A 26639-nucleotide genomic window follows, 5' to 3' on the forward strand; every position below is an offset into this window, starting at 1 on the left:
CAGCCCGGTGGGGCGTTTGGACGAGAGGGGAAGACGGTGTTCGCATCCATGCGCAGTCCTGCCGGCCCTCGCGTCTGGAGACTCCTGTAGGAGGCCGCTCGAGGCCGACCGCCATGCCAGACGTCGTATCGATGCGTCCGCATGGCGACGGTGGTCGCGCAGGAGCGCGCCGCTTGCACGGGCGGCGACGCAGCCCGCACCTGCGATGCGCTGGCCTGGCTGCGCCGCAGGTGCGGGCAGCCCCGTGCCCTCATGTCACGTCGATGCGGTCATCGCCTCAATCGTCGCCTCCCTTCGGCTGCCACGCCGACACCAGCTTCTGCTGCACGTTGCCGGGGACGGGCTCGTAGTGGCTGAAGTCGATGCTGTAGCGGCCGCGCCCGGCGGTCAGCGACTTCAGCTCGGCGGCGAAGGATCCCAGTTCCGACAGCGGCACCTGCGCATGCACGACGGTCTCGCCGCCATCGCCCCCGGTGCCGGTGATGCGCGCACGCTTGGCCGACAGATTGCTGGTGACATCGCCCAGCTGCGCTTCCGGCGCGACCACCTCCAGGTCGACGATGGGTTCCAGCACCAGCGGCCCGGCCTTGGCGATCGCATCGAGGAAGGCCTTGCGCGCGGCGGTGACGAAGGCGATCTCCTTGCTGTCCACCGCATGGTGCTTGCCGTCGAGGATGGTCACGCGCACGTCCTGCAGCGGGTGGCCTGAGACCGCGCCCGAGGCCAGCACCTGGCGCACGCCTTTCTCCACCGCCGGCATGAACTGGCCGGGGATGGTGCCGCCCTTCACCGCATCGACGAAGACGAAACCGGCGCCGCGTTCCAGCGGTTCGATCCGCAGCAGCACCTCGCCGAACTGGCCGGCGCCACCGCTCTGCTTCCTGTGGCGGTGGTGGCCCTCGGCCGGCTGCGAGATGGTCTCGCGGTAGGCGATGCGCGGCGGATGGGTGGTCACCTCCACGCCGAAGCGCGTCTTCAGCCGCTCCAGCATCACCCGCAGGTGCAGCTCGGAGAGCCCGCGGATCACCGTCTCGTTGAGCTCGGCATCGTGCTCGACCCGGAACGCCGGATCCTCGTCGGCGAGCTTTCCCAGCGCCTGCGCCAGCTTCTGCTCCTGGCCGCGGCTGGCCGCCTGCACCGCCAGGCCGAACATCGCCTTCGGAAACGCCACCGGCGCCAGGTGCACGTGGTCCTGGTCGTGGCTGTCGTGCAGCAGCGCGTCGAAATGCACGTCCTCCACTTTGGCCACCGCGGCGATGTCGCCGGGCACGGCCTGCTCGATTTCCGCGTGCTCCTTGCCCTGCAGCCGGAACAGGTGGCCCACCTTGAACGCGCGCCTGCCGTCGTCGACGAACAGCTGCGTGTCGCGCCGGATCGTGCCCTGGTAGACGCGGAACACCCCCAGCTTGCCCACGAAGGGGTCGTTGACCACCTTGAACACGTCGGCGATCACGTGGTCGTCGGCATCGGCATGCGTGTCCAGCGGCGCGCCGCCGTGGCCGTTGCCCTGGCGCAGCAGTGGCGGGTTGGCTTCGGTGGGGTCGGGCAGCAGCGTGCGCGCCACGTGCAGCAGCGCCTGCACGCCCACGCCGGTACGCGCCGAGGCGAAGCACACCGGCAGCAGATGGCCCTCGCGCAGGCAGCGTTCGAACGCGTCGTGCAGCGCGGCGGCGGGGATGCCGTCCTCGCCGTCCTCCAGGTAGCGCTCCATCAGCAGGCCGTCGATCTCGACCACCTGGTCGATGATGCGCTGGTGCCACACCGACACCGGTCCCAGGTCGGAGCAGCCCTCGGCATTGGCGAAGCAGTCGATCACGCCCAGCCCGCCCTCGATCGGCAGGTTCAGCGGCAGCACCGCGTTGCCGAAGGTGTCCTGCAACTGCGCGAGCACGCGCCGGCAGTCGGCATGTTCATGGTCGATCTTGTTGACCACCAGCACCCGGCACAGGCCGCGTTCGCGGGCGCGCGCCATCAGCCGGCGGGTGCCGTGCTCGACGCCGGTGTCGGCATCGACCACCAGCAGCGCGGTCTCCACCGCCGCCAGCGCCGCCAACGCCGGGCCGCGGAATTCCGGGTAGCCGGGCGTGTCGATCAGGTTCATGTGCACCGGATGGCCGTCCACCGCCTGGTCGATGCTGGCGATGGCGATGTCCATCGAGTGGCCGCGCGCCTTCTCCATCGGATCGAAGTCCGACACCGTGGTGCCGCGCTCGATGCTGCCTGCCGTGGTCAGGGCGCCGCCGGCATGCAGCAGGGCTTCGAACAGCGTGGTTTTGCCGGCGCCGGGGTGGCCCGCCAGGGCCATGTTGCGGATGTCGTGGGTACCGTAGGACATGAGGCCGTCTCCCGTTGTCTGGTGAGAGGCCCATGCGCGACAGGCGGGCGGCAGACCGGAAGGCCTGCGGCGTGTCGGGCGGGAACGGGGAAGGGCATGGCGGCATCCCCTGAGCGCCGCCTGCCGTGGTCTGCCCCCGCGCGCCGGCCCGGCGCGGCCCGCACCAGCGTCGCGCAAGGGCGCTGGGGGCCGTCATGGCTGTCCGGAGCGGGCCGCTTCCCGGACGGGGTGAACCCGGCGGGCGGTCATGGCGGACCGCCACCTTAGCGCGTTCCCCCTGGCAGGCACGTTGCGACGCACAAGGGCGGGTGCTGCGCCGGTGCGACGGCCGGGCAGCGCCCGCATCGCAAACGCCCCTGATCCCGGGCGCAGTCCACCGGTGGCCCGGCCGGGCTCTTCCAACTGCGGCTCCACCTCGCCCCGGCCGGAGCGAGGTGAGCGCCGTGCGCGTTACCGCCCCGCACGCTCCGCCCACGCGGCACCTGTGCCGGCATCGCGGTTTCGGGGCTTCGCTGCCGAGGACGTCCGCTTTCTCGGGGGGAAGGGAGAAACTTGCCCGTCAGCGCCGGCCAGGCAGCCACGCGCGAAGGGCTGTTCGTCAGGCAAGGCGTTGCGCGCACTTCACTTGTGCGGGCCCGCTGCAGCTGATGCGTCCTCTCTGCAGCGCAAGGTCAGCCGGCCGAGGCCGACGCAGCAGGAGCGGCGTGCCGGGCAGCCGTTCCCCCATTCGTGGGATGCGCGCCCGCCACGGTGGGCTAACACTCGCGTGGCTAGTGTGACCGACTCCATTCCAACCCCGGGAACATGACGACCATGGGCATTTCGCGCACCGCACACGCACACTGGGAAGGCGACCTCAAGAGCGGCAAGGGCCTGCTGGACACCCCGCAGAGCGGCCTGCTCGACAAGACCCGCTACGGCTTCAACAGCCGCTTCGGCGAGGAGAAGGGCACCAACCCCGAAGAGCTGATCGCCGCGGCCCACGCCGGCTGCTTCACGATGGCGCTGTCGGCCAAGCTGACCGAGGCCGGCTTCCCGCCGACCAGCATCGATACCCGCGCCGATGTGGACCTGTCGATGGAAGGCGGTCCGACCCTGTCGGCCATCCGCCTGAAGACCAAGGCGGTGATCCCGAACATCGACGAGGCGAAGTTCCGCGCGATCGCCGACGACGCCAAGCAGAACTGCCCGGTGTCCAAGGCGCTCTCGGCGGTGCCGATCACCCTGGAGGCCGAGCTGGGCTGAGCGCGTAGCGCCACATCGCGCCGGCCCACAAGGGCAGGGCAGTGGCAGTACCACGACGGCCGCCGGGCAACCCGCGGCCGTCGTCGTTTGCGCTTTCACGCCTCAGCCTCGATCGATCCTCCGCAGGAGCGGCCGGCGCAGCAGACCTCTGTAGGAGCGGCCCCAGCCGCGACCGCCATGCCGCCGAGGTTCCGCACACACCGGCCAGATGGCAGTCGCGGTCCCCCGAAAAGGGGGGGGGCAAGCAAAGCCCGCTCCTGCAAGGACGCAGCCAACCGGCACTGGCGACCCCTCACGCGCCGCCACCCCTGTAGGAGCGGCCCCAGCCGCGACCGCCATGCCAAGGTTCCGCACACACCGGCAGATGGCAGTCGCGGTCCCCCGGAAAGGGGTGCAAGCAAAGCCCGCTCCTACAAAGCGCATCTGCCTGCGGGCAAGGTGGCACCGGGCACCCGGCGGCAGGGCGGCAGGGCGGCCGCCCGCGTAGCGCTGCCTGCCCGTCCCAACCGTCGCCCCATCTCCACCGTGCTGAACGCCCCGCCCACGTCCACCGGACGCAGGGTGGCCCCCGCCACCCGAAACCCGGATAATCCGCAAAAGCCGGTCGGGGCCGCTTCGCCTGAAGCACACCCGCCCGGCTTTTTCCGTGTCTGGGCTCCCGCGATGCCCGAAGCGCCCCGATGGCGCTTCGCCAGGGCAGGGCGACGATCCCCGGCATGGCCCCAATCCCGCGGCCCCGATGGCCGCAGCAAAGAGGAGTTACCCGTCATGGGTCAGTCTGTTGTCGTGATCGGCGCCCAGTGGGGCGATGAAGGCAAGGGCAAGATCGTCGATCTGCTCACCGAAGAGATCGGTGCCGTCGTGCGCTTCCAGGGCGGCCACAACGCCGGCCACACCCTGGTCATCAATGGCAAGAAGACCGTCCTGCACCTGATCCCGTCCGGCATCCTGCGCGACGACGCGCTGTGCCTGATCGGCAATGGCGTGGTGATTTCCCCGGCCGCCCTGATCAAGGAGATCGGCGAGCTGGAAGCGGCCGGCGTGGAAGTGCGCAGCCGCCTGAAGATCAGCCCGGCCGCGCCGCTGATCATGCCGTACCATATCGCCCTGGATCAGGCCCGCGAGAAGGCCGCCGGCGGCAAGGCCATCGGCACCACCGGCCGCGGCATCGGCCCGGCCTACGAAGACAAGGTGGCGCGTCGCGGCATCCGCATCGCCGACCTGCATTACCCCGACCAGCTGGCCGAGAAGCTCAAGGCCGCGCTGGATTACCACAACTTCGTGCTCACCAAGTACCTGGGCGTCGAGGCGGTGGACTACCAGAAGACCTACGACGAGGCGCTGGCCTTCGGCGAGTACGTGCAGCCGATGAAGTCCGACGTGGCCGGCATCTGCCACGACCTGCGCAAGCAGGGCAAGCGCATCCTGTTCGAAGGCGCGCAGGGCGCCCTGCTGGACATCGACCACGGCACCTATCCGTACGTCACCAGCTCCAACACCACCGTCGGCGGCGCACTGGCCGGCACCGGCGTGGGCGCGGATGCCATCGACTACGTGCTGGGCATCGCCAAGGCCTACGCTACCCGCGTCGGCGGCGGCCCGTTCCCGACCGAGCTGGACGACGAGATCGGCCAGGGCATCCGCGACCGCGGTGCCGAGTACGGCGCCTCCACCGGCCGTCCGCGCCGCTGCGGCTGGATGGACATCGTCGCGCTGAAGCGTGGCGTGGCCATCAACGGCATCTCCGGCCTGTGCATCACCAAGCTCGACGTGCTCGACGGCATGGAGAAGCTGAAGATCTGCATCGCCTACGAATACCGCGGCAAGCGCACCGAGTACGCCCCGCTGGACGCCCAGGGCTGGGACGAGATCACTCCGGTCTACCTGGAATTCCCGGGCTGGAGCGAGAACACCCACGGCATCACCGAGTGGGACAAGCTGCCGCCGGCGGCCCGCGCCTACCTGCGCGCGCTGGAAGAACTGGCCGGCTGCCCGATCAGCATCGTCTCCACCGGCCCGGACCGCGACCACACGATGGTGCTGCAGGACCCGTTCGCCTGATCCATCGCGATCCGTAGAGCGGGGCTCGCCCCGCTGCTCGAAGAAGCCCCGCGAAAGCGGGGCTTCTTCGTTCAGGCCTCCCGTTTCGCGACCGCCTGTAGAGCAGGGCTCGCCCCGGCTGCTCATCACCATCGCACGCGAGCGCAACACGCGCCTGCGCCCGCAATCCCGATGCGCCCCCAGCCTCCACGCCGCGAACATCGCGGGACCGGACAAGGACACGCCGCTCGGCCGCTCGCCACCGCCTGCCACGCCGCCGCCGCAGCGTTTCACCACAGAGGCTCAGGATCCGCTAGGATGCGCGCCTGAAGGGGAGTAGCTCCGCGCGCGGACGTCGTCATTACGGGCCATCGGCCCCGGCGCCGCGGCAGGCCAGGCGGCCTGTGAGTCAGACCTTCGCCCATGACGGCGAAGCGTGGCCCCCTTCCGGACCTCCGGACCATGCCCGCTGCCGTTCGCGAAGCACCCGACAACCGGAGTGATGGATGGAAACGATAGGTACGCCCCTGCTGTGGGGCATCTTCACGGTGCTCGTCATCGTGGCCCTGCTGGTGGACCTGGTCTGGATGCGCCATGGCGGGCCGCACCGCGTGACCTTCCGCGAGGCCGCCTGCTGGAGCCTGGCCTGGGTGGCGCTGGCGCTGGTCTTCAACCTGTGGCTGTGGTGGTACACCGGCCAGCAGCTGGGGCCGGAGGCCGGTGGCCGCATCGGCATGGAGTTCCTCACCGGCTACCTGGTCGAGAAATCGCTGGCGGTCGACAACATCTTCGTGTTCCTGATGATCTTCGGCTACTTCGCCGTGCCGGAAGTGCAGCGCCAGCGCGTGCTGGTGATCGGCATCATCATCGCAGTGGTGCTGCGCGCCATCCTGATCCTGGCCGGTGCCATGCTGCTGGCGCACTTCCACTGGATCCTCTACCTGTTCGGCGTGTTCCTGCTGCTGACCGGCGTCAAGATGCTGCTGGCCGCCGGCAAGGAGCCGGACCTGGAAACCAACCCGCTGTTGCGCTGGATCACCCGCCACGTGCCGATGACGCGCGGCTACGAAGGCAGTGCGCTGTCGGTGCTGCGCGATGGTAGGCGGCTGTACACCCCGCTGTTCATCGTGATCGTAATGATCGGCATCACCGACGTGATCTTCGCGGTCGATTCCATCCCCGCCATCTTCGCCATCACCAGCGACCCGTTCATCGTCCTCACCTCCAACGTGTTCGCGGTGCTGGGCCTGCGCGCGATGTTCTTCTTGCTGCAGGGCATGGCCGACCGCTTCCACCTGCTGCCCTACGGCCTGGCCCTGGTGCTGATCTTCATCGGCGGCAAGATGCTGCTGGTGGACCTGTACAAGGTGCCGATCGCCGTCTCGCTCGGCGTGGTGGTGGCCACCATCGGCGCGACGATCGCGCTGAGCCTGCTGCGGCCGGTGAAGGAGGGTGTGTCTGCCTTGCCGCCGGGTGACGCCGGTGGTGCGGAGCAGGGCGTGCCGGAGGCGCGCGGCGACGAACGCCGCTGATCGGAAAACGCGACGCCGAATCCACTCGCTCGATCCAATGCCGGTAGAACGGGGCTTGCCCCGCTGCTCGAAGAAGCCCCGTGAAAGCGGGGCTTCTTTGTTGGTCTGTTCCGGAGGGAGTATCCGCAATTTGCGACTAGTGAATACGCAGCCCAGAGGAGGACCGGGTGGCTTGAACGGCATGTAGCGCCTTGCGATGATGCATCGCAATTGCAACGCATTTTGTGTCCTATGAAGACTGCCACGCTTCCATCCCTTCGTGTCGATCCAGCCTTGCGCGAGGCCGCGGAAGCCGTACTGCTGGAGGGCGAAAGCCTGTCCAGCTTTGTCGAACAGTCCGTGCGTGCCCAAGTGCAGCAGCGGCAGCAGCAGGCGGCTTTCATCGCCCGTGGGCTGGTATCGCGCGACAGCGCCAAGGCGTCAGGTCACTACATCGATGCCAAGGATGTCCTGGCTGACCTACAGGCCCAGTTGGACAGGGCACGCAAGGGCTAAGCCAACGTGGCATTCACCGTCCGCTTCACTCAGGAAGCCCGCGAAGACCTCGCACGCCTTTACGACTGGCTGCTACAAAGTGCCGAAGGCGATTTCACTGCGGCTGAGAGTGCTCTTCAGACAACTCTCGAAACTATTGAGCTTCTCAAGATAGCGCCACTAAGTTGTCGTAAGGCAAACGCGAGTAACCCATTCCTGCGGGAACTCACCGTAGGAGGCCGCGACGGCGGATATGTGCTGCTATACGAGATCGAGGGAGGGCAGCAGGTAACCGCGCTTGCTGTCAGGCAACAGCACGAGAGTGACGGTCTGTAAGGGGGGGGGCGGATTTTTACCTGGGCTCGATATGTGCGAGCTTTCATCGTTCGCTCTTGTAGTTATTTCGAAAGCACTTCCTGCCACGCAATCGTTCTGGCGATTTGCCGAGTATGGATTAGTAGGGGGCATTTATGGATAACGTTTTCCAATTCCGCGACCAGCTCATCGAACGATACGGCAGCTTTTCCCGCAGTTTCGTTCGCATCGCTGCGCCTGATATCCAAGCCGAGGTCGAACATCAATATGTGCAAGGTCGCTATTGGCCTGAGCCGCTGGTGCAGATCAACCCGAATTACCAACGCCAAGGCACGGTGCAGAACCTGGCGGCACAGGGGGTCTTGCATGCTGCCTGCGCAGAGATCTTCCAGGTCGGGAAGTCTGAAGGTTCGCCAGAACCCCTGCATCTTTACAAACACCAGATGGAAGCCTTGGCCAAAGGCCAGGAACGCCAAAGCTATGTGGTCACGACCGGAACGGGGTCGGGGAAGTCCCTGTCCTTTTTCATCCCGATCATCGACCGCATACTCAAGGCCAAGCAATCCGATGGCAAAGCACGTACCAGGGCCATTGTCATCTATCCGATGAATGCTCTGGCCAACAGCCAGTTGGAAGAACTCGACAAGTTTCTGCATGGCTATGCGCCAGAGCTTCGTCCCTTCACCGTCAAGCGCTACACCGGCCAGGAAAGCAAGGCGGAACGCAGCGCCATCGCGGATGACCCGCCCGATATCCTGCTCACTAACTTCATGATGCTGGAGTACATCCTCACGCGCTTCGACGAAGTGGATCGGCGTGTGGTGGAACACTGCGAGGGACTTGAGTTCCTGGTGCTGGATGAGTTGCATACCTATCGTGGCCGTCAAGGGGCGGACGTTGCCTTGCTAGTGCGGCGCCTGCGAGAGCGCTTGAAAGCCGAGCAGCTGGTCTGCATCGGCACGTCGGCCACCATGTCCAGCACAGGTAGCCAAGCCGACCGCAACCGCGTGGTGGCCGATGTGGCTAGCAAACTTTTTGGCACCCAGATCAGCGAGCATGACGTCATCGGCGAGACCTTGGAGCGCGTCACCAACCCGCTCAAGGACGTCAACGCCATCCGCACAGAACTACCGGCGGCCATCACGCGAAAGCAGGATATCTGGGCTGACTTCGACGCCTTTCGCAATGATCCGTTATCCATCTGGGTGGAGTTGAACCTGGGTATCGAACTACCTGCCGACGAGCCTCCTAGGCGGGCGAGACCCATGATGTTGGAAGAGGCCAGTCTCCGTCTCGCCGAAGACGCGGGTTGCCAGCCTGAAGCCGCTCGCACCGCCCTGCAGCGCTTCCTAGTGGCTGCCCATGATGTGCGCACGCCCCAGGGCAGGCCGCCTTTCGCGTTCAAGCTGCACCAGTTCATCAGCGGTCCCGGCAAGGTACTCACCACGCTGGAGGCGCGAGGTAAGCGCCATGTCACGCTCGATGCTCAGCGTTTCGCGCCGGGGCGACAGCAAGAGAATGTGCTGCTTTACCCGACGCACTTCTGCCGCGATTGCGGCCAGGAGTACCTACCTGTCTGGCACGCACAGCAACCGGTCGGCTTCAGCTCACGTGAAATCGACGATATCGCGGCAGAAGACGACGCCAGCTATGGCTTCCTGTGTCCTCTGGTGCCCGGGCAGCAATACGGCGGCCTGCTCGAAGACCTGCCGGAAACCTGGATCGACCTCAGCCGTAGCGAACCCAAAATCAGGCCAGCCTACAAGAATGCCGTTCCCTATATGGTCACGGTCGATGCCAAAGGGCAAACGGGCTCGGGGACGGAGTTCTGGTTCATTACAGGAAAGTTCCGCTTCTGCCTGAACTGCGGCACGACACACGAAGCCCACGGCAAGGATGCCAACCGCCTCTCCAGTCTGTCCGGCGAAGGCCGCTCTTCGGCCACTACCATGATTGCCCTGGCGGCCTTGCAGCAATTGTTCGCACTTTCCGAACCTGCGCCAGGGCAGCCTGACCCACGCAAGTTGCTTGGGTTTACCGACAACCGCCAGGATGCCGCTCTGCAGGCGGGACATTTCAACGACTTCATTTTCCTGCTGACGCTGCGTGCCGGCTTGATCGGTGCACTACAGGGCAGCGGCGGCCAACTCGATGAAGAACACTTGGCCGAAAGCGTATTCAAGGCCCTCGGCTTTCAAGGGGTCGATGAAGCGACCTTGGTGGAGTATCTGCGCACCCCCAAGCTCATGGGACTGGCCCGACAAGAAGCGCAACGCACATTGCGCTTCATCATCGCCTACCGGCTACTGCGTGATCTGCGGCGTGGCTGGCGTTTCAATAATCCGAATCTGGATCAACTCGGCCTGTTGCAGATTCGGTATCGAGACCTAGATGCCTTTTGCGCTGACGCCAGTATCTTTGCTGCAAACAGCACCTTGACCAAATTGACGGCAGTGCAACGGACAGTTCTGTTCGAATTACTGTTCGACGCCTTGCGCCGCCATCTGTGCTTGGAAAGTCGTTACCTCGACCCGGTTGAGCAGGACAAGGCACGCACCAGCGCCCACACCTACCTGAATGAACGTTGGGCCTTCGCTCCAGACGAGAAACTCGATACCGGCCGCTATCTCATCCTCGGCAAGCGTCCGGAATACAAGGGCAAGCCGCGCACCGACTTGGTGACAGGTGGTCCACGCTCCCGTCTGCTACGGCAAATAAAGACGGCCGCCTTCTGGCGCGACAGCGCCTGCGCCAGCGAGGTCGCGCAGTGGAAAGATGTCGAGTGGGCTAAGCTGATCGAAGCGCTGCTGGAATCCGCCAAGGACTATGGTTATGTGCAGCGCCAACCTATCGACGCCCAGCTCGCAGGCTGGCGCCTGAACGCGGCTGCCCTGGACTGGTGCCTGATTGCCGATCAGCCGCAAACTGATAGCAATCGAATCAACCAGTATTTCCGCACCCTGTATCTCGGCATTGCCGACCTGCTGCGTCAGCCCTCGCATCCGCTGTTCGACTTCGAGGCCCAGGAACACACAGCCCAGGTGGATGCGCCACGCCGGCAACTGCTGGAGCAGCGTTTTCGCTACACCGAAAAAGACAGGCAGGACTGGGCGCAGAACCCGGCCCACGAAGCGCCGTTGGAACGTCTGCCGGTGATGTTCTGCTCCCCCACGATGGAGCTTGGCGTGGATATCTCCGCGCTCAACACCGTGTACCTGCGCAATGTGCCGCCGACCCCCGCCAACTACGCCCAGCGCAGCGGCCGTGCGGGTCGCTCGGGTCAGCAGGCGCTGGTCATCACCTATTGCGCGGCGCTCAGTCCGCATGACCAGTGGTTCTTCCACAATGCCGAGCAGATGGTGCATGGCGTCGTGCGCGCGCCAACCCTCGATCTGAGCAATCGTGATCTCATCGACAGCCACCTGCAAGCGGTCTGGCTTGCCAGTACCCAGGTGCCACTGAGCGACAGCATTGCGCCCATGCTGGATCTCGACCAGCCCGGTAAACCACTGAAACAGCCCTTGCACGAAGCACTGCGGGCGCAGGCTGCCCAGCAGCGTGCCTTGGCCAGTGCCGGACGGGTCATAGACCAGCTTGAGGGCGAGCTTGAAGGCAGCGCCTGGTTCACTCCTGACTATGTGCGCCAGGTCATCGACAACGCGGCGCAAGCGTTCTCTGGGGCGCTGGAGCGCTGGCGCGTGCTGTTCGATGCCACCCGCCAACAGATGGATATGGCTGATCGCATCGTCAAGAGCCATACCGCCTCGCATACGGAACGCCAAAATGCCCAGCGCCGCTACGGCGACGCCGCGCGCCAGTACGCCGTATTGCTCAAGTCCGGCAACGGCCAGAACAATGATTTCTATACCTATCGCTACTTGGCCAGCCAAGGCTTCCTGCCAGGCTACAACTTCCCGCGCCTACCGCTGATGGCCTGGATTCCCGCCCGTGGCGGCCAGGCCGTCAATGGCAAGGATGACGAAGGCAGCATGGTCAGCCGGCCGCGCTTCCTGGCCCTGTCCGAATTTGGCCCCCGCAGCCTCATTTATCACCAGGGCCGCATGTACCGCGTGGTGCGTGCCAAACTCAACGTAGGCAATACAGACCACATTTCCGGCAACAGCCAGTTGGCCACCATTGCCTCGTTGGTGTGCAGCCAATGCGGCTACGGCCATCTCGGCGAGCCGGGCGGCGAACAGCCGCTGGTCAATCGCTGCGAGAACTGCGACGCCTTGCTCACCGAGCACGATTGGGTGCGCGAGCTCTACCGCATCGAAACCGTGGAGACCGTGGCCACCGAGCGCATCTCCATCAACGACGAGGAACGCCAGCGTCAGGGCTTCGAGCTGCAAACCACCTACCGCTTTCTACCCGGCCCCGATGGCCGTATCCAGCGGCAGAAGGCCACGATCCAACAAGGTGAGGACGTGCTAGGCGAGCTCACCTACGCGCCCGCTGCGCAAATCTGGCGCATCAATCGCGGCTGGCGCAGGCGCAAAGACAAGGAGCAACTGGGCTTCTACATCAACCCCATCACGGGCACCTGGAGCAAGCAGGACGCACCGGATGCGGAAGACGACCAGGGCGGCGACGATGCTTTGCTGGAGAAGGTGCCCAACCAGCGCATCGTTCCTTTTGTGGAAGATCATCGCAATCTGCTGATCTTCGCTCCCGTACATGCCCTGTCACTGGAGGCCATGGCCACTTTGCAGGCCGCGCTCAAGCGCGGCATCGAAATGACCTTCCAGATCGAGGAATCCGAACTGGTGGTCGAGCCACTGCCGAAGTCCGACGAGCGCCGTGCCTTGCTGTTCTACGAAGCGGCGGAAGGCGGTGCGGGTGTGCTCACTCGCCTGGCAAACAATCGCGACGACCTTGCACTTGTCGCCAGCAATGCCCTGCAACTGATTCACTATCGCAAACCGCAGAGCGGCATTTGGACGCTGGACGATCTGCCGTCGCTGGAACAGACCGATGCACTTGGCAATCATCAGTGCGAAGCCGGCTGCTATCAGTGCCTGCTGTCCTACTTCAATCAGCCGGATCACGAACACATCAACCGCCGCAATGCGGATGCGCTCAAGCTGCTGGCCGCGCTGGCCAATGCCCAGGTACAGCCTGTGGAATGCATCCCTGCCACCGTTGCAGCAACGACCTTGGCAGACGAGCCACTCGACGCCTGGCTGTTCGCGCTCAGCCAGGCAGGGGCCGTGCAACCTGATGCGGTCAACGTGTCCGTCAACAATGGCGCAGCCACTGCGGCGGCCCAGTACAAGGCGTCTCGTGCTTTGGTGTTTCTGTCCGCGGTGGATGAGCAGACCGCCAGTTTATTGCAGGACAAAGGCTGGCAGGTGCTCGATTTTTCGGACGCTTCACGCTGGTCACAACAATTCGCCGCGCACGCCGATGTGTTCGGTTCCAAGGAATAAAGGCGCATGACGATCCTCGAACACGACTTTCTACCCGGCAACCTGGTGCGAGCCCGAGGCCGCGAATGGGTGGTGCAGAGCGACTCCCGCCGCGACTGGCTGCGCCTGCGCCCATTGAGCGGCGCCGATGACGAAAGCATCGCCCTGATCCCCGAGTTGGAACTGCATCCCGTCGAACCTGCCACCTTCGACTGGCCCGATCCTGCACGCGCCGGCAACCATGCCGCCGCGCTGTTGCTACGCGATGCCTTGCGCCTGACCCTGCGCGCAGGCGCCGGCCCGTTCCGCTCCTTTGGCAATATCGCGGTGGAGCCTCGCGGCTACCAACTTGTGCCGTTGCTGATGGCACTGCGCCTGTCCACTGTGCGCCTGCTGATCGCTGATGACGTTGGCATCGGCAAGACTATCGAAGCCGGCCTGATCGCACGAGAGCTCATGGACCGTGGCGAAATCGCCCGCCTGGCCATTCTCTGCCCGCCACACCTTGTCGAGCAGTGGCAAAGTGAGTTGGAGACCCGCTTCAACCTTCAGGCCGTGGCGTTGACTTCGTCTTCGGCCTCCCGCATCGAACGTGATCTTCCGCATGGAGTGCGCCTGTTCGACCATCATCCCGTGGTGGTCATCAGCCTGGACTACATCAAGAGCGAACGCCACCGCGAACAGTTTCTCGCTACCGCCCCCGAATGCATCATCGTTGACGAGGCCCACACCTGCGCCAGCAGCGGCGCAGGTAAGCAATTGCGCTTCGAGTTGCTGCAACGCCTTGCCCGTGACGCGCAGCGACACCTGATTCTGCTGACCGCCACCCCTCACTCTGGTGACGAAACCGCCTTCTACAACTTGCTGTCGCTGCTCGATCCACGTTTTGCCGCATTACAAGGCCGCATGACAGCCTCCGACCCGCTGCGTCAGGAACTGGCCCGCCACTTCGTCCAGCGCCGTCGCAAGGACATCGTTGAATGGCAGGCCGAGACCCATGACGGACGAGGTTTTCCCCGCCGCATGAAAACCGAGCTTACCTACCAGCTCAGCGGCGAATGGGGCGCGCTCTTCGACGCCGTGCAGGATTACTGCCGCGAACTGGCTGAAACCGTTGAGCAGCAAGAACAGCAAGGCGGCGCGCGCCTCATCTGGTACGCCACCCTGGCATTGTTGCGCTGCGTGGCATCGTCGCCCGCAGCCGCCGTCAAGGCGTTGACTACACGGCTGGAAGGCACTGTGCCGGATGAGGCGCTTCTCGGCGATGAGCGCCTGCACGATGGCGAGGCCGATGACCTCTCCGGTAGTGATCTGGAGCCGCCTGCCCAGGTGCAGGACGCTGCGCCGCGCCTGCAAGCCCTGATCGCCGACGCGCAACGTCTTTCCGGTAAGGCCGGTGATCCAAAGCTGGCTGCGCTCCTCCGGCATATTGACCTTCTTGTGAAGGATGGCTACCACCCGGTGGTGTTCTGTCGCTACATCGCCACCGCTCATTACGTGGCCGAACACCTCAAGGCCGCTTTCCCCAAGGCCACCGTCGATGCCGTCACTGGCGAACTCACCCCCGAAGAGCGTCGAGAGCGTGTGGATGAGCTGGAGGATGCCGAGCAACGCATCCTGGTCGCCACCGACTGCCTCTCCGAAGGCATCAACCTGCAACACCTGTTCACCGCTGTCGTCCACTACGACCTGGCCTGGAACCCCACTCGCCACGAACAGCGCGAAGGCCGCGTCGATCGTTTCGGTCAGCAGGCCGATGAAGTGCGCTGCACCATGCTCTACGGGCAAGACAACCCGGTGGATGGCTTCGTGCTCAACGTCATCCTCAAGAAGGGCGAGGCCATTCAGAAGGAGCTCGGCGTACTCGTTCCCATACCCGAGGATGAAGCCCGCATCAATGCCGCCTTGGTCAAGGCGGCATTGATGAAACGCAGCGACAGTCGCACCGCATCGCCGCAGGTCGCATTCGACTTCGGTGAGCCGGAGCAATTGCTCGCTCCTCTGCAAGCCCAATGGCGCGACGCGCTGGAAAAAGTCAAGGCCAATCGCACCGTGTTCGCCCAGCGTCGCATCAAGCCAGACGAGGTGCTGCCCGAATGGCACAAACAGCAGCAGGCCTTGGGCACCCAGGCTGACGTGTCGCGCTTTCTGCAAAGCGCTTGCGTGCGCTTGGGGGCGCCGTTGGAAATCGGCCGCAAGCAGACTGCACGCTTCTTGCCGCATCACCTCCCCGAAGCCCTGCGCCAACGCTTAGCCGACGAGGGCATCGACAAACCCCAGCTCATCGACTTCAGCGAACTGCATCGCAGTCACCCGCTGGTTGGCCTGCTGGCTCAGCATCTGCTGGAAGACGCACTTGGAGGCGAACGTCCGCTGGCCGCCCGCTGTGCTGCCACTCTTACCAATGACGTGGAGGTCGTCACCACCCTCTACCTGCTGCGCCTGCGCCACCAGCTCAGCTACGTACGCCGTCGCGAACCCTTCCAGATGATGGCGGAGGAAACCGTTGCCCTGGCGGTGCAGGGCCGCAACGCTCCTCAATGGCTGGCTGACGACGGCGTGAGTCGCCTGCTCGAATGCGCGCCCAGCGGCAACCTGCCGCCAGAGGCGGCACAGCGCGAAATCCGCATCGCGCTCGATTTCCTCGCCGCGCACCCGCAGCAACTGCAAGTGCTGGCTCGGCAGCGGGCTGATGCCCTGCTGGCCGACCACCAGCGCGTGCGCGAGGCCACCCGTGACGTCGGCCAGTACAGCGTCAGCCCCTGCCTGCCGGTCGATGTGATGGGCGTGTACGTGCTGCTGCCTGACTCGCTATAAGCCTCGGCCTGGAGAAGAACAACCATGAAACGCATCCGCAAGGCCCAGGCCACGCTAAACCTTCCCACCCTCAAGCTCGAAGGCGGGCTATTCCTGCCCGATCAACTGGAAAAAGCCGCTCAGGGCCGCGCCAGCGCCCAGAGCGAGGCCGACTACGGTACCCCCAAGGGCGTTAAGCTCAAGGACGAATACAGCCGCGCTTTCCAGATCGCCTGCGCCCAATGGCAGCACTTCGCCGCGCAAATGGAACGCACTGACGTCGATGCCGCGCAGCTCACCACCGCTTTCGTCCAAGAACTGCTGCGCGACGCCTTTGGCTACGCCGCCTTGCAAGCCGCGTCAGCACAGCAAGTGGGTGAACTGCGTTACCCGGTCAGCCTCATGGCCGGCGCTTTACCCGTGCTGGTGGCCCCGCACACTCTGGGCTTGGACGAGGCCGACGCGCGCTTTGCCGTGCAGGGCGGCGGCAACCGCAAGAAAGCCCCGTTCCAGGCCATGCAGGAATTGCTCAACGCCAGCGAAGCGCTGCAATGGGGCATCGTCAGCAACGGCAGACAGCTGCGGTTGCTGCGCGACGCTGCCTCGCTCACCCGCCCCAGCTTTCTCGAAGTCGATCTGGCCGATCTGCTCGGCGGCCAGCGCTATGCCGAATTCGCCAACGTCTGGCGCCTGCTGCACGCGAGCCGCGCATCCCGCCCTGGCCAGGGCGCTACATCGTGCATCTGGGAACAATGGCGCAGCGAAGGCCAGCAGGAAGGCACTCGCGTGCGCGATGGCCTGCGCAACGGCGTCGAGCAGGCCTTGCTGACCTTCGGCGCAGGCTTCCTGCAACACCCTGCCAACCATGCCCTGCGAGCCGCCCTGAACGACGGCTCGCTCAGCAAGGATGCCTATTTCCAACAACTGCTGCGCCTGATCTACCGGCTCATCTTCGTTTTCACCGTGGAAGAGCGCGGCGTGCTGCACCCGCAGGAAGATAGCGCCGAAGCACAGGTTGCCCGCCGTGCCTATGCCGAAGGCTACGCCCTGGCCCGCCTGCGCGAACTCTGCCTCAAGCGTCGCGCCCGCACCCGTCATGACGACCAGTGGCAAGCCATCCGCATCGTGTTCCGCGGCCTGGTGCAAGGCGAGCCGCGCCTGGCGCTGCCCGCGCTGGGCGGCCTGTTCGCTCCCCAGCAATGCACCGATCTGGATAACGCCAGCCTGGACAACGCCCACCTGCTCGCTGCCCTGCAACACCTGCGCTGGGCGGTGGTCGCGCAAGGCAAAGGCAGCAGCCTTACCCCGGTGGACTACCGCAACATGGGGCCTGAGGAACTGGGCAGCGTCTACGAAAGCCTGCTGGAACTGGTGCCCGCCATCGACCTGCCCGCACGCACCTTCGGTTTTGTCGGCCGCACCGAGGAAGGCAGCACCGCCGGCAATGCCCGCAAGCTCACCGGCAGCTACTACACCCCCGACAGCCTGGTGCAGGAGCTGATCAAGAGCGCGCTCGATCCCGTCATCGAACAGCGCCTTGCCGCCCACCCGGCCAGCCCAACCGAGGCGCTGCTGGCCATCCGCGTCATCGACCCGGCCTGCGGTAGCGGCCACTTCCTGCTGGCCGCTGCCCGCCGCCTGGCGGAAAAACTGGCCCAGTTGCGCAGCCTCGAAGGCGGGCAGGAAGGCGCCATCCAGCCGCAGGACTACCGCCACGCCCTGCGCGAAGTGGTGGCCCACTGCATCTATGGCGTGGACCGCAACCCCATGGCCATTGAGCTGGCCCGCATGGCCTTGTGGCTCGAAGGCTACGAGGAAGGCCGCCCGTTGGGCTTTCTCGACCACCACCTGCAAGTAGGCGACGCCCTGCTGGGCCTGACCGACCTGACCGTGCTGGAACAAGGCATCGCCAAGGATGCCTTCAAGCCCTTGAGCGGCGACGACAAGGACGTCTGCAAAGAACTGGCCAAGGCCAACGCCGCTGGCCTCAAGCAGATCGCCAAAGACCTGCAAGGCAAGCAGATGCTGCTGGGCGTGGACAATCGCAGCGGCCTGGAAGCCCTGCGTGTCATCGAAACCCTGCCCGCCGACACGCCCGAGCAGGTGGCCACCAAGGAACAAGCCTGGCGCCACTTTCTGGAGGAGTCCGCCCACAGCCCGCTGGCCCACGCCGCCGATGCGCTGGTGGGCGCCTACCTCCTGCCCAAGGCGAAGGACACCGCCGAAACCATACCCACCAGCATCACCCTGCATGCACTGCTGACCGCGCCGGAACGTGCCCAGACCGAGCATGCCGCTCCTATCGTTGCGGCCCGCGACGCCTGCGAGCAGGCCCGCGTGTTCCACTGGCCGCTGGCCTTCCCGCAAGTGTTCGCGCAAGGCGGCTTCGACTGCGTACTGGGCAATCCGCCTTGGGAACGCATCAAGCTGCAAGAGGAAGAATTCTTCGCCACCCGCCACCGTGACGTGGCGCAAGCCCGCAACAAGGCCGAACGCGCCCAGCGCATCCAGTGGCTCAGCGAAGGCATGCTGGCACGCCACCTGTACCCCGACCTGGCCCATGAGGTGCATGAGGACGAGGCCGAAAAACGCCTCTACCGCGAATTCGTTACCGCCCGCCGCACGGCGGAGGCAGCCAGCGTGTTCGCCCATGTGAAAGGCGCCGACGGCGGCCGTTATCCGCTGACCGGCGTGGGCGACGTGAACACCTACGCGCTGTTTGCCGAAACCATCCTGCAAATCCATGCCGACAGTGGCCGCGCCGGCTTCATCGTGCCCACCGGCATTGCTACCGACGACAGCACCAAGGCGTACTTCGGCCACATCACCCAGAACCGGCGGCTGGTCAGCCTGTACGACATCGAAAACCGCGAAGCGGTGTTTCCATCCGTACACCGCAGCTACAAGTTTTGCCTGCTCACCTTGGGCGCAGCGGAACAGGCCGAGTTCGTCTGCTTTGCCACCCAAGTCAGCCAACTGGCCGACCCGCGTCGTCGCTTCACTCTCACGCCCGAGGAATTTCGCCTCATCAATCCCAACACGCTCACCTGCCCGGTTTTCCGCAGCGAGCGCGACGCGGAGCTGACCAAGAAGCTCTACCGCGCCGCCCCGGTGCTGATACGTGATGCCGTAACCGCAGGCGAGGGCAAGCAAGCCAAAGTGGTGGAACCTGAGCAAAACACGTGGGGCATTTCGTTCATGCGCATGCTGGACATGTCCAACGACAGTCACCTGTTCAAGGACGAGCCAGCCGCCGACCATCTGCCGCTGTACGAAGCCAAGCTCATTCACCAATTCGACCACCGATGGGCCACCTACACGGCAGACGGCAACAGTCGCGATGTCACACCGCCCGAAAAATCCAACCCGGATTTCACCGTCACCCCGCGCTACTGGGTCAGCCGCGCCGAGGTGGAAGAACGTCTATGTAAACGCGATCGTGATGGCCGTGTGATCTGGCAATGGGAGCGAGATTGGTTTATGGGCTGGCGGGATATTTGCCGTGCAACCGATGAACGAACGGTGATTGCGTCGGTGGTGCCTGTCGCTGGGGTTGGAAACCAAATGCCGATCATGCTGTTCGCAGAGCGTGAGAGTCCTCAACAATTCGCTGCATTGTTGGGGAATTTCTCAGCCATCAGCTTCGATTTTGTTGCGCGCCACAAAACAGGAGGCACGCACATGAATTACTTCATCTACAAACAGCTTCCCGTATTGCCACCAGAGAGATACACCGAAGCCGACCTCGCCTTTATCGTCCCACGTGTGCTGGAACTGACCTATACCGCCCACGACCTTTCCGGCTGGGCACAGGACTTGGGCTACGACGGCGAACCCTTCCCCTTCAACCCCGTCCGCCGCGCCACCCTGCGCTCCGAACTCGACGCCTACTACGCCAAACTCTACGGCCTCACCCGCGACGAACTTCGCTACATCCTCGACCCCGCTGACATTATGGGCGAGGACTACCCCAGCGAAACCTTCCGTGTACTCAAGAACAAGGAGCTTAAGGAGCTCGGCGAATACCGCACTCAACGGCTGGTGCTGGAGGCGTGGGACAAATTGGAAATCGGAGAGTTGGCATGAAATCAATGGAAATTGGTGAATCGGTTGTTGAGGATGTCATCCTGCATCAGGTTGGCAATCGCCTGCGAGAAGAGCCACTGATCTTGGCGAATCAATGCTTCGACATCACGGAAAGCATCGCGAACCTGATACTTGGCGGCTATCTACGAGGCATCGTTAGCGATAAAAATCAGTACATGCTCACCCATGAAAGCGATATGGCGCTGAATGACGTGGCCCACCATGTATCCGCTTTCTTTTCCAGGAAAATCTCTTTCATAGAGCTTTCCAGGAACTTGGCTACACATCTGTACGCTTCGGCACACCACCCCAACATTGCATCAGGTGATCTGTTTGTCATTTTGTTTGACAAGCTGAAACTAGATGGAAAGTACAAATCTGCTGTCGGGGTTTACAAGGCGGAGTCAAAACAGCAATACATTTCTACCCGTGCCGATGGCGAAAATAAGCAGCTTGAAGTGTCAAGTGGCATCAACCCCGACTTGATTGACAAAGGCGTTCTCATTGTTGATGGCTCTGAAATCGTTTATGCCATCGATCGCCTGAGCAGCCGCACAAAATACTGGATTGAGGATTTTCTGAAAGCGAAGCAGGTTCCCAATGAGAACACAAGAACAGCCGTCGCTGCCGGGCTGATAGAGAAGGTTCGGGACAACATCGAAAGCCCCATGGCAAGGCAGGACTTCTGCCGCGAGGTCATTGCCTTGTGTGCAGACCGGGATGAAGTACCTGGCGATGAGATCAGGACGGTGTCAGAGAAATACGTTTCCTCCGACGTATGGAGCACCGAGCTCGCCAGAATCACCGAACGCAAGGGGTTGGTGGATACCGACGAAATCAATGTGCCAACCAGAAACCTTCAGGCCAGGTTGAAAAAAATATTTAATCGCATCAATCTGGGCCAGGATATCGGATTGATACTGCCGGACAGCCTTTCGTTCAATGATGCAAGCTTCAAGGATGACGGGCAAGCCATCCAAATAAGCATAACACTGGGGAAGAAGCATGGGTGAGTCATCGAAGACATCAGGTGAGAATGGCGAGAAGATCACGGAAGAACTCCTGAAGCTGATTGGGTGGAGCAATCTCCTGAAGGGCGTCAGCATTCCATGCAATAAAGCAGCACACGACAAGCAAAGTCATGGCAATGATTTTGTGTTCATCTATGACAATCCGCTCCATGACAGCCGGACAGATGTTGTTTATATCTCCTCGAAAAACGCCAAAAATGGCTACCCCAAAGGAGATCAAGGCGTCAGGACTGCGTTCAAAGGCCACCTGTCGGAGCTTGATGAGATAGTCTCCTGCTCAAAAATCAGCTCAGAAGTCAATCAAGCAATACAAACCTTCGGGGGCCGCAGGCAAAAGAAGCATATAGGCCTGCTCGTGTGGACGCATGGAGACAGGGAGACACTGGGTAAAGACATCAAGCCCGCCTTGAGTCGTATCCAGTTGGATTTATCGTCAAGCTGTCCCTTCTATCTTGTGGACACGGCCCGTGCCTCATTCATCAAAGAGGCGATCAGTCATTTCAGATCAATCAAGCAGGGGCAGCAATACCATTTCTATTACCCCAAGCTTGGAAATGTCATCGCAAACGCAGATGAACGATACGGCGATCTGCTGCCAATCGAGCTTTTGGCTTCAGACCTTATCCCCTTTCGGTTCATGCTGGGAGAAAAAGCCTCTCTCTGCCTGTATGCCAAACAGGCATTCTCGGAAGAATCTCTGAAAAAGCTTTGTAGTCTGGCCTTCGATTTTGCCGATGGCTGGGTGCAGGATATTTTCATCGGTCTGGAAAGCTACCACCCGGCAGACGACAAGCAGGTGAAAGATGCCGTCCTGATGGCCTTCCGGGAAAGGAAAGCAAGCATCAAGGTGTTTTGCTACAAAGAGTCCGTTCTCGATCTTTTGGAGTGCTGATATGGATAAGCCGGCCAAGCAATTTGATTATGAACGGACCATGCTCTGGGGCGATCGTTTGAGAGTGCTGCTCAATAGCGATCACATCAGCAATGGCGAAATCACTGAAACTCTGAAGGAAAAGGGCATATTTATCGGCAGCGGTGAAAAATCCGATACCGTGCCATTGTTGAGTGCCTGCCTTCTCACGCCAAATGAGTTCGTGAACCTTGTCGAAAAATCATTCGTTCGTGAGTCTGGAAAGAAGTACTCATCCAGCAAGTTCAAGCTGACATCTTCAGGTGTCGACTGGAAAACGGAAATCCAAAACAACTTTGACTCGGTGATGGAGGGTATCAAGCTGGGGGATGATCGGGTGTTTGCTTCTGAACCAGCTCTCTCTATTGACCCCGATGGAAACGTAAAAGTCACATATTCCGTGCGCGTCCTCGACTTCAGCAAGGACTGGATAAACCAGGAGATCACTTACCCAGGTGAAATTCTTCTAAAGCAGTCCGGCAATGGCTTGGAAATTGAAGTCAACAAATCCAGAACATCACAAGACACCAACAAGCTCAATGATGTCATCACTGGCGCCATTGGAAAGTTCTGCAAGTCAAAAGGCATTACCACGGATGAAAAGCCGGAGTCCATTCTATTTGATGATTTAACGAACAATGAGCGCATCCGCTTCTTTCTGCAATTGACATCTATCAATACACCCGAGCTCTCCTTCAAGGAGATTGGGGATTTCGAAATCATTCGAGATCAGGAAGCAGGGGCGCTGCCAAAAGAAGAGCGAATTGAATGGATGGAGGGGCATGTCAACAAGATACAGATAAAAGGAAGTGATCTTGGAAAAGTCTTCCTTCTCAAGGAGGAAAGCTATTATCAGTATTACTGCCTGATAAAAATGAAGGCTACATATGCCTTCAAGTTCGGTGCAAACGCTGGCGACTGCGGCATTGAATTTGCCTTCTCTGGAAAAACATCAAGAGACGATAATTACTCTGGGACTGTTTTTGACTTCAGCATTGAGCGACTTCCGCGCCTGGAGGAAGGAAGCAAGAATCGAGTCAGAAAAGACATTATCCAAAGGATTCAAGCAGCAATAGATGCGGCCTTCAAGCATGTCAAGCCATCTGCCGTAGCTGGTTTGGATGGAGAATAGCGCCGTATGCTAACCCACCTCAAACTGGAGAACTTCAAGATCTGGCGCACCACGGGGCCTGTGCGACTTGCTCCGATTACTCTGCTGTTGGGTACCAATTCATCAGGCAAATCCAGTCTGATCCAAAGCCTGCTGCTCATCCGTCAGACCGTCAGAGGCGATGATCCGAGTCTCGATCTCAATCTTGGCAATCCTGATGCTGGCGATTCCGTCACACTCGGCCAGTTCAAGGATGTGCTGTGTCGCCACGGCGCAGCAACGGAAAGCACGGCGTCCAATCAGGTAGGTATCGAGTTTCGCTGGAGCGAAACGGGAAATGCCGCTGAATCGGCGATCTTCTCGGTACGCTACCGTAAAGGCCAATCCGGCAGCGCTGAACTGGAGTTCCTGCGCTTGGGCAAAGACGGTCAAGGCTTCAGCGTGCAACGCCGTAAACCCGGGATTTATCGCCTCGCGCTGGGCAATCAAATCAAGCCTTTGGGGCAAAGTGCGGATTTCCGTCCGCAGCGTTCGTTTGCATTTTCACCCTCTACGCTCAACAAACTGGGTGTACAGGGGGAGGTGATTCGGCCAGTTGGTCCGGCGTTGTTGGACGAGTTGGGCCGCATCATCTACCTTGGCCCCGTGCGCCGCTTGGCCCAGCGTGACTATGTATGGGCAGGGCGTATGCCTGCCCATATCGGCGACGACGGCGCCAAAGCCGTGGATGCGTTGATTGCCAGCGGTGTGGCGTGCCAGCAAGCCAAGAGGCGCAGTCAAGCCTTGCCAGCGGAAGCCTATCTCTTTGAGCAAACGGTTCATTGGCTGAAGGAGATGAATCTGGCGCACGGTCTTTCCATCCACGCCCTTGGCAATTCAGCGCGTCATGAGTTGCTGGTGGAAACCGATGGCCAGGCTAGTAACCTCAAAGACGTTGGAGTGGGGGTGTCGCAGGTGCTTCCTGTCATTGTGGCCGCCCTGTTCGCCCAGCCCGGCCATATCGTGATCGTCGAAGAACCGGAAAGCCATCTACACCCGCTGGCGCAGAGCAAGCTGGCTGAATTGCTGGCGCAGGTAAGCAAGAAACGCAACGTTCAGTTCATCGTCGAGACGCATTCAGAACATTTGTTCCGCCGCATGCAGACCTTGATTGCCCGCGAAGAAGTGTCCGTTGCTGACGCCGCCATGTATTTCGTTGAACGTGATGGCAAAAATGCCAACCTTCTGCCTTTGGAAGTTGATGATCTTGGGCGGGTAAAAAACTGGCCCAAGCATTTTTTCGGAGACACCTTGGGGGAGACTCGCGAGCAAACGGCGTTAGCCATCAAACGAGCGAAAGAGTTGAGAGCAAAAGATGGCGATGTTCCTGATTGATACTAACGTGATGCTCGCCGCGAGTGCGATCTCCGAGCTGTCCAACGTCGCTACACGCGCCATGCCGCGCGAGATTGAATTGCGTGAGTCGGTCTACGAGTGGCTGGTGCAGTTCGATCAGTCGGACGACCATATGGTGCTGGATGACGCCGGGTTGGTGCTGGCGGAGTACGAGCGCAACATGCCGTACAACTGGCAGGAACAGGAGTACGGGCTGCAGGTGTTGCAGAGCAAGCGAGATCGGATGCAGGTTGATGATGTGCCAATCGACACGTTCGAAGGCAATGGGGAACATATCGCCGTGTTGACCGCTGAACACGAAGCAATCGTCACCGACCGTGAGGATCGCAAGTGGGTTGCTTGTGCATTGGCCGCGATGATTATGTTCGAAGAATCACCTCCTATCGTCTACGGTGCGGAGACTGACTGGCATATCGCAAGAACGCAATTGGAGGAATTCGGAATTTTCTTTCTGCCCTTGCTGCCTGCTGCGTGGTATCAGGACAGGGTTGGGTGCCTATGACAGCCACCTTCTTTCGTTTTCCCACCACGCCGCACCTCGCTTGGCTTGCCAAAGACGGCATGCCACGCGACGACAAGGTGTTGTCGCCCACCGAAGCGCAGGCGCTGTTGTCCGGCGATGTGGTCGTGGAGGAGAAGCTCGACGGTGCGAACCTCGGCCTGTCTCTATCACCCGACGGCACCCTGCTTGCTCAGAATCGCGGCCAGTATCTGGGCGAGCCCTATGTTGGTCAGTTTGCGCGTTTACCCGCCTGGCTGGCGCAGCACAAATCCAGCTTGCTTGCCGTGCTGCGTCCTGAGTTGATGCTGTTCGGCGAATGGTGCGCCGCACGCCATTCACTGGATTACGACACGCTGCCCGATTGGTTTCTGTTGTTCGATGTCTATGACCGCAGCAAGAGGCGTTTTTGGAGTACCTCCCGGCGCAACGCGCTGGCCTCAGAAGCCGAATTGTTCACCGTGCCGCGGGTATCGAGTGGCCACACCACCCTGGCGGCGCTGAAGCAATTGGTTATGGATACAGCCAGTCACTATCGCGCCGAGCTGCCGCTGGAAGGTGTGGTGGTACGGCGCGAATCAGCCGACTGGTGCGAGGCGCGTGCCAAGTTGGTGCGCCCGGATTTCGCACAAGCAATCGACACCCATTGGCGCAAGCGCGCCATCGAGTGGAACCGGGTGGATTGGACGCGGACATGAATCCTCTGCAACGCACCATCATCGAAAAATTCGGCCACGACAACGGCTTCGAGCACGTGCTGTCATCTGCTAGCGATGCGGTGATACTGACTTCGGCTCGTCATCGAAGTCAGGCGGTGGTGACAGCATTGGTCGGAGGCTTCGAGGTGCGCTTTCAACCTGCCACGCCCGCGCTGCTGCCGGAGTTGCTGCGCAGCTTCCAACCTTGGGCCGGAGCCGATGACGTGTTTTTTGTGCAGACTCTGCCCGATTTGGCGGCTCTCTTGCGCCGCACGGCCAGCCTGTCGCAAGCCTTGCCGAATCAGGCCGTGCGCGACTACCACGCGGCCGTGGTGCAAGCTGTCGAGACGATGTCTGCCGAAGCCCGGGGCACGGAAGTCGAACGCCTGGTGCGTCAGCGTGTGGGGCAGGCGCGTTACCGCGATGCCTTGCTGACCTACTGGGGCGGTTCCTGCGCAGTGACTGGCGTCGCGGTGACTGAAGCCCTGCGTGCCAGCCATGCCAAACCCTGGGCCGAATGTGCTGACGATGCCGAGCGGTTGGATGCCTTCAACGGCTTTCTGCTGGTGGCCAATCTCGATGCGCTGTTCGATCGCTTTCTGATCAGCTTCGACGATGCCGGGCATCTGCTGACCAGCACCCGCCTGTTCCAAAGCGATCTACCTGGGCTTGGCATTCATTCGGGAATGACGTTGCGCTGGCTGGCCAGCGAGCACCGGCATTATTTACAGTGGCACCGCGAGCGCTTCCTGCTCGGTGCCTGA

The 26639-nt window shown here is 62.1% G+C and carries 15 protein-coding genes and 1 pseudogene; 15 read left to right on the plus strand and 1 reads right to left on the minus strand.

Features of this window, described 5'->3' with window-relative positions:
* Positions 1-277 precede the first annotated feature (277 nt).
* On the minus strand, positions 278-2335 hold the full coding sequence (gene fusA / locus IB242_RS07860) for an elongation factor G (protein WP_192277915.1): 2058 nt from the start codon (positions 2333-2335) through the stop codon (positions 278-280).
* 813 nt (positions 2336-3148) lie between these two features.
* Between fusA and IB242_RS07865 the strand changes: the two genes are divergently transcribed.
* The 15 genes and pseudogenes from IB242_RS07865 to IB242_RS07935 all read left to right on the plus strand — a co-directional run bounded on the left by IB242_RS07865 (position 3149) and on the right by IB242_RS07935 (position 26639).
* Positions 3149-3580: an OsmC family protein gene (locus IB242_RS07865; protein ID WP_192279211.1), complete on the plus strand. Its 432-nt coding sequence runs from the start codon at positions 3149-3151 to the stop codon at positions 3578-3580.
* A 768-nt stretch (positions 3581-4348) separates the two neighbouring features.
* Complete coding sequence (locus IB242_RS07870; RefSeq protein WP_192277916.1) at positions 4349-5641, plus strand: adenylosuccinate synthase; 1293 nt, start codon at positions 4349-4351, stop codon at positions 5639-5641.
* Positions 5642-6126: 485 nt separating this feature from the next.
* Positions 6127-7062: pseudogene (locus tag IB242_RS07875) on the plus strand (TerC family protein); the annotation flags it as partial.
* A 321-nt stretch (positions 7063-7383) separates the two neighbouring features.
* The gene (locus IB242_RS07880) at positions 7384-7647 is read left to right on the plus strand and encodes a YlcI/YnfO family protein (RefSeq protein ID WP_192277920.1); all 264 of its coding nucleotides are present in this window, start codon (positions 7384-7386) and stop codon (positions 7645-7647) included.
* A gap of 6 nt (positions 7648-7653) precedes the next feature.
* Entirely contained in the window at positions 7654-7962 is a 309-nt protein-coding gene (locus IB242_RS07885; protein ID WP_192277922.1) for a type II toxin-antitoxin system RelE/ParE family toxin, read from the plus strand.
* A 134-nt stretch (positions 7963-8096) separates the two neighbouring features.
* Complete coding sequence (locus tag IB242_RS07890) at positions 8097-13370, plus strand: DEAD/DEAH box helicase (RefSeq protein WP_192277924.1); 5274 nt, start codon at positions 8097-8099, stop codon at positions 13368-13370.
* A 6-nt stretch (positions 13371-13376) separates the two neighbouring features.
* Positions 13377-16166: a helicase-related protein gene (locus IB242_RS07895; RefSeq protein ID WP_192277926.1), complete on the plus strand. Its 2790-nt coding sequence runs from the start codon at positions 13377-13379 to the stop codon at positions 16164-16166.
* A 24-nt stretch (positions 16167-16190) separates the two neighbouring features.
* Positions 16191-20231, plus strand: a complete 4041-nt coding sequence (locus tag IB242_RS07900; protein ID WP_192277927.1) for an N-6 DNA methylase — start codon at positions 16191-16193, stop codon at positions 20229-20231.
* Complete coding sequence (locus IB242_RS07905; protein WP_192277929.1) at positions 20228-21244, plus strand: nucleoid-associated protein; 1017 nt, start codon at positions 20228-20230, stop codon at positions 21242-21244. Before IB242_RS07900 ends, IB242_RS07905 begins: the two co-directional genes overlap by 4 nt.
* Positions 21237-22154, plus strand: a complete 918-nt coding sequence (locus IB242_RS07910) for a hypothetical protein (RefSeq protein WP_192277931.1) — start codon at positions 21237-21239, stop codon at positions 22152-22154. The genes IB242_RS07905 and IB242_RS07910 overlap by 8 nt, the downstream gene beginning before the upstream one ends.
* 1 nt (position 22155) lies before the next feature.
* On the plus strand, positions 22156-23304 hold the full coding sequence (locus IB242_RS07915) for a hypothetical protein (RefSeq protein ID WP_192277933.1): 1149 nt from the start codon (positions 22156-22158) through the stop codon (positions 23302-23304).
* A gap of 6 nt (positions 23305-23310) precedes the next feature.
* Positions 23311-24657 carry a DUF3696 domain-containing protein gene (locus IB242_RS07920; RefSeq protein WP_192277935.1) on the plus strand — a complete coding sequence of 449 codons (1347 nt, stop codon included), beginning with the start codon at positions 23311-23313 and terminating at the stop codon, positions 24655-24657.
* Positions 24638-25180, plus strand: coding sequence for a hypothetical protein (locus IB242_RS07925; RefSeq protein WP_192277937.1), 543 nt, complete (start codon positions 24638-24640; stop codon positions 25178-25180). The genes IB242_RS07920 and IB242_RS07925 overlap by 20 nt, the downstream gene beginning before the upstream one ends.
* Positions 25177-25875 carry an RNA ligase family protein gene (locus tag IB242_RS07930; RefSeq protein WP_192277939.1) on the plus strand — a complete coding sequence of 233 codons (699 nt, stop codon included), beginning with the start codon at positions 25177-25179 and terminating at the stop codon, positions 25873-25875. The genes IB242_RS07925 and IB242_RS07930 overlap by 4 nt, the downstream gene beginning before the upstream one ends.
* Complete coding sequence (locus IB242_RS07935) at positions 25872-26639, plus strand: HNH endonuclease (RefSeq protein WP_192277941.1); 768 nt, start codon at positions 25872-25874, stop codon at positions 26637-26639. Before IB242_RS07930 ends, IB242_RS07935 begins: the two co-directional genes overlap by 4 nt.

The sequence above is a fragment of the Xanthomonas sp. XNM01 genome (genome assembly GCF_014851915.1).
In the GTDB taxonomy this organism is placed as follows: domain Bacteria; phylum Pseudomonadota; class Gammaproteobacteria; order Xanthomonadales; family Xanthomonadaceae; genus Pseudoxanthomonas.

What these genes read in the sequence shown, in the direction of transcription:
- fusA (WP_192277915.1), bottom strand. Translation starts at nt 2,335, where the DNA reads ATGTCCTACGGTACCCACGACATCCGCAACATGGCCCTGGCGGGCCAC.
- IB242_RS07865 (WP_192279211.1), top strand. Translation starts at nt 3,149, where the DNA reads ATGGGCATTTCGCGCACCGCACACGCACACTGGGAAGGCGACCTCAAG.
- IB242_RS07870 (WP_192277916.1), top strand. Translation starts at nt 4,349, where the DNA reads ATGGGTCAGTCTGTTGTCGTGATCGGCGCCCAGTGGGGCGATGAAGGC.
- IB242_RS07880 (WP_192277920.1), top strand. Translation starts at nt 7,384, where the DNA reads ATGAAGACTGCCACGCTTCCATCCCTTCGTGTCGATCCAGCCTTGCGC.
- IB242_RS07890 (WP_192277924.1), top strand. Translation starts at nt 8,097, where the DNA reads ATGGATAACGTTTTCCAATTCCGCGACCAGCTCATCGAACGATACGGC.
- IB242_RS07895 (WP_192277926.1), top strand. Translation starts at nt 13,377, where the DNA reads ATGACGATCCTCGAACACGACTTTCTACCCGGCAACCTGGTGCGAGCC.
- IB242_RS07900 (WP_192277927.1), top strand. Translation starts at nt 16,191, where the DNA reads ATGAAACGCATCCGCAAGGCCCAGGCCACGCTAAACCTTCCCACCCTC.
- IB242_RS07905 (WP_192277929.1), top strand. Translation starts at nt 20,228, where the DNA reads ATGAAATCAATGGAAATTGGTGAATCGGTTGTTGAGGATGTCATCCTG.
- IB242_RS07910 (WP_192277931.1), top strand. Translation starts at nt 21,237, where the DNA reads ATGGGTGAGTCATCGAAGACATCAGGTGAGAATGGCGAGAAGATCACG.
- IB242_RS07915 (WP_192277933.1), top strand. Translation starts at nt 22,156, where the DNA reads ATGGATAAGCCGGCCAAGCAATTTGATTATGAACGGACCATGCTCTGG.
- IB242_RS07920 (WP_192277935.1), top strand. Translation starts at nt 23,311, where the DNA reads ATGCTAACCCACCTCAAACTGGAGAACTTCAAGATCTGGCGCACCACG.
- IB242_RS07925 (WP_192277937.1), top strand. Translation starts at nt 24,638, where the DNA reads ATGGCGATGTTCCTGATTGATACTAACGTGATGCTCGCCGCGAGTGCG.
- IB242_RS07930 (WP_192277939.1), top strand. Translation starts at nt 25,177, where the DNA reads ATGACAGCCACCTTCTTTCGTTTTCCCACCACGCCGCACCTCGCTTGG.
- IB242_RS07935 (WP_192277941.1), top strand. Translation starts at nt 25,872, where the DNA reads ATGAATCCTCTGCAACGCACCATCATCGAAAAATTCGGCCACGACAAC.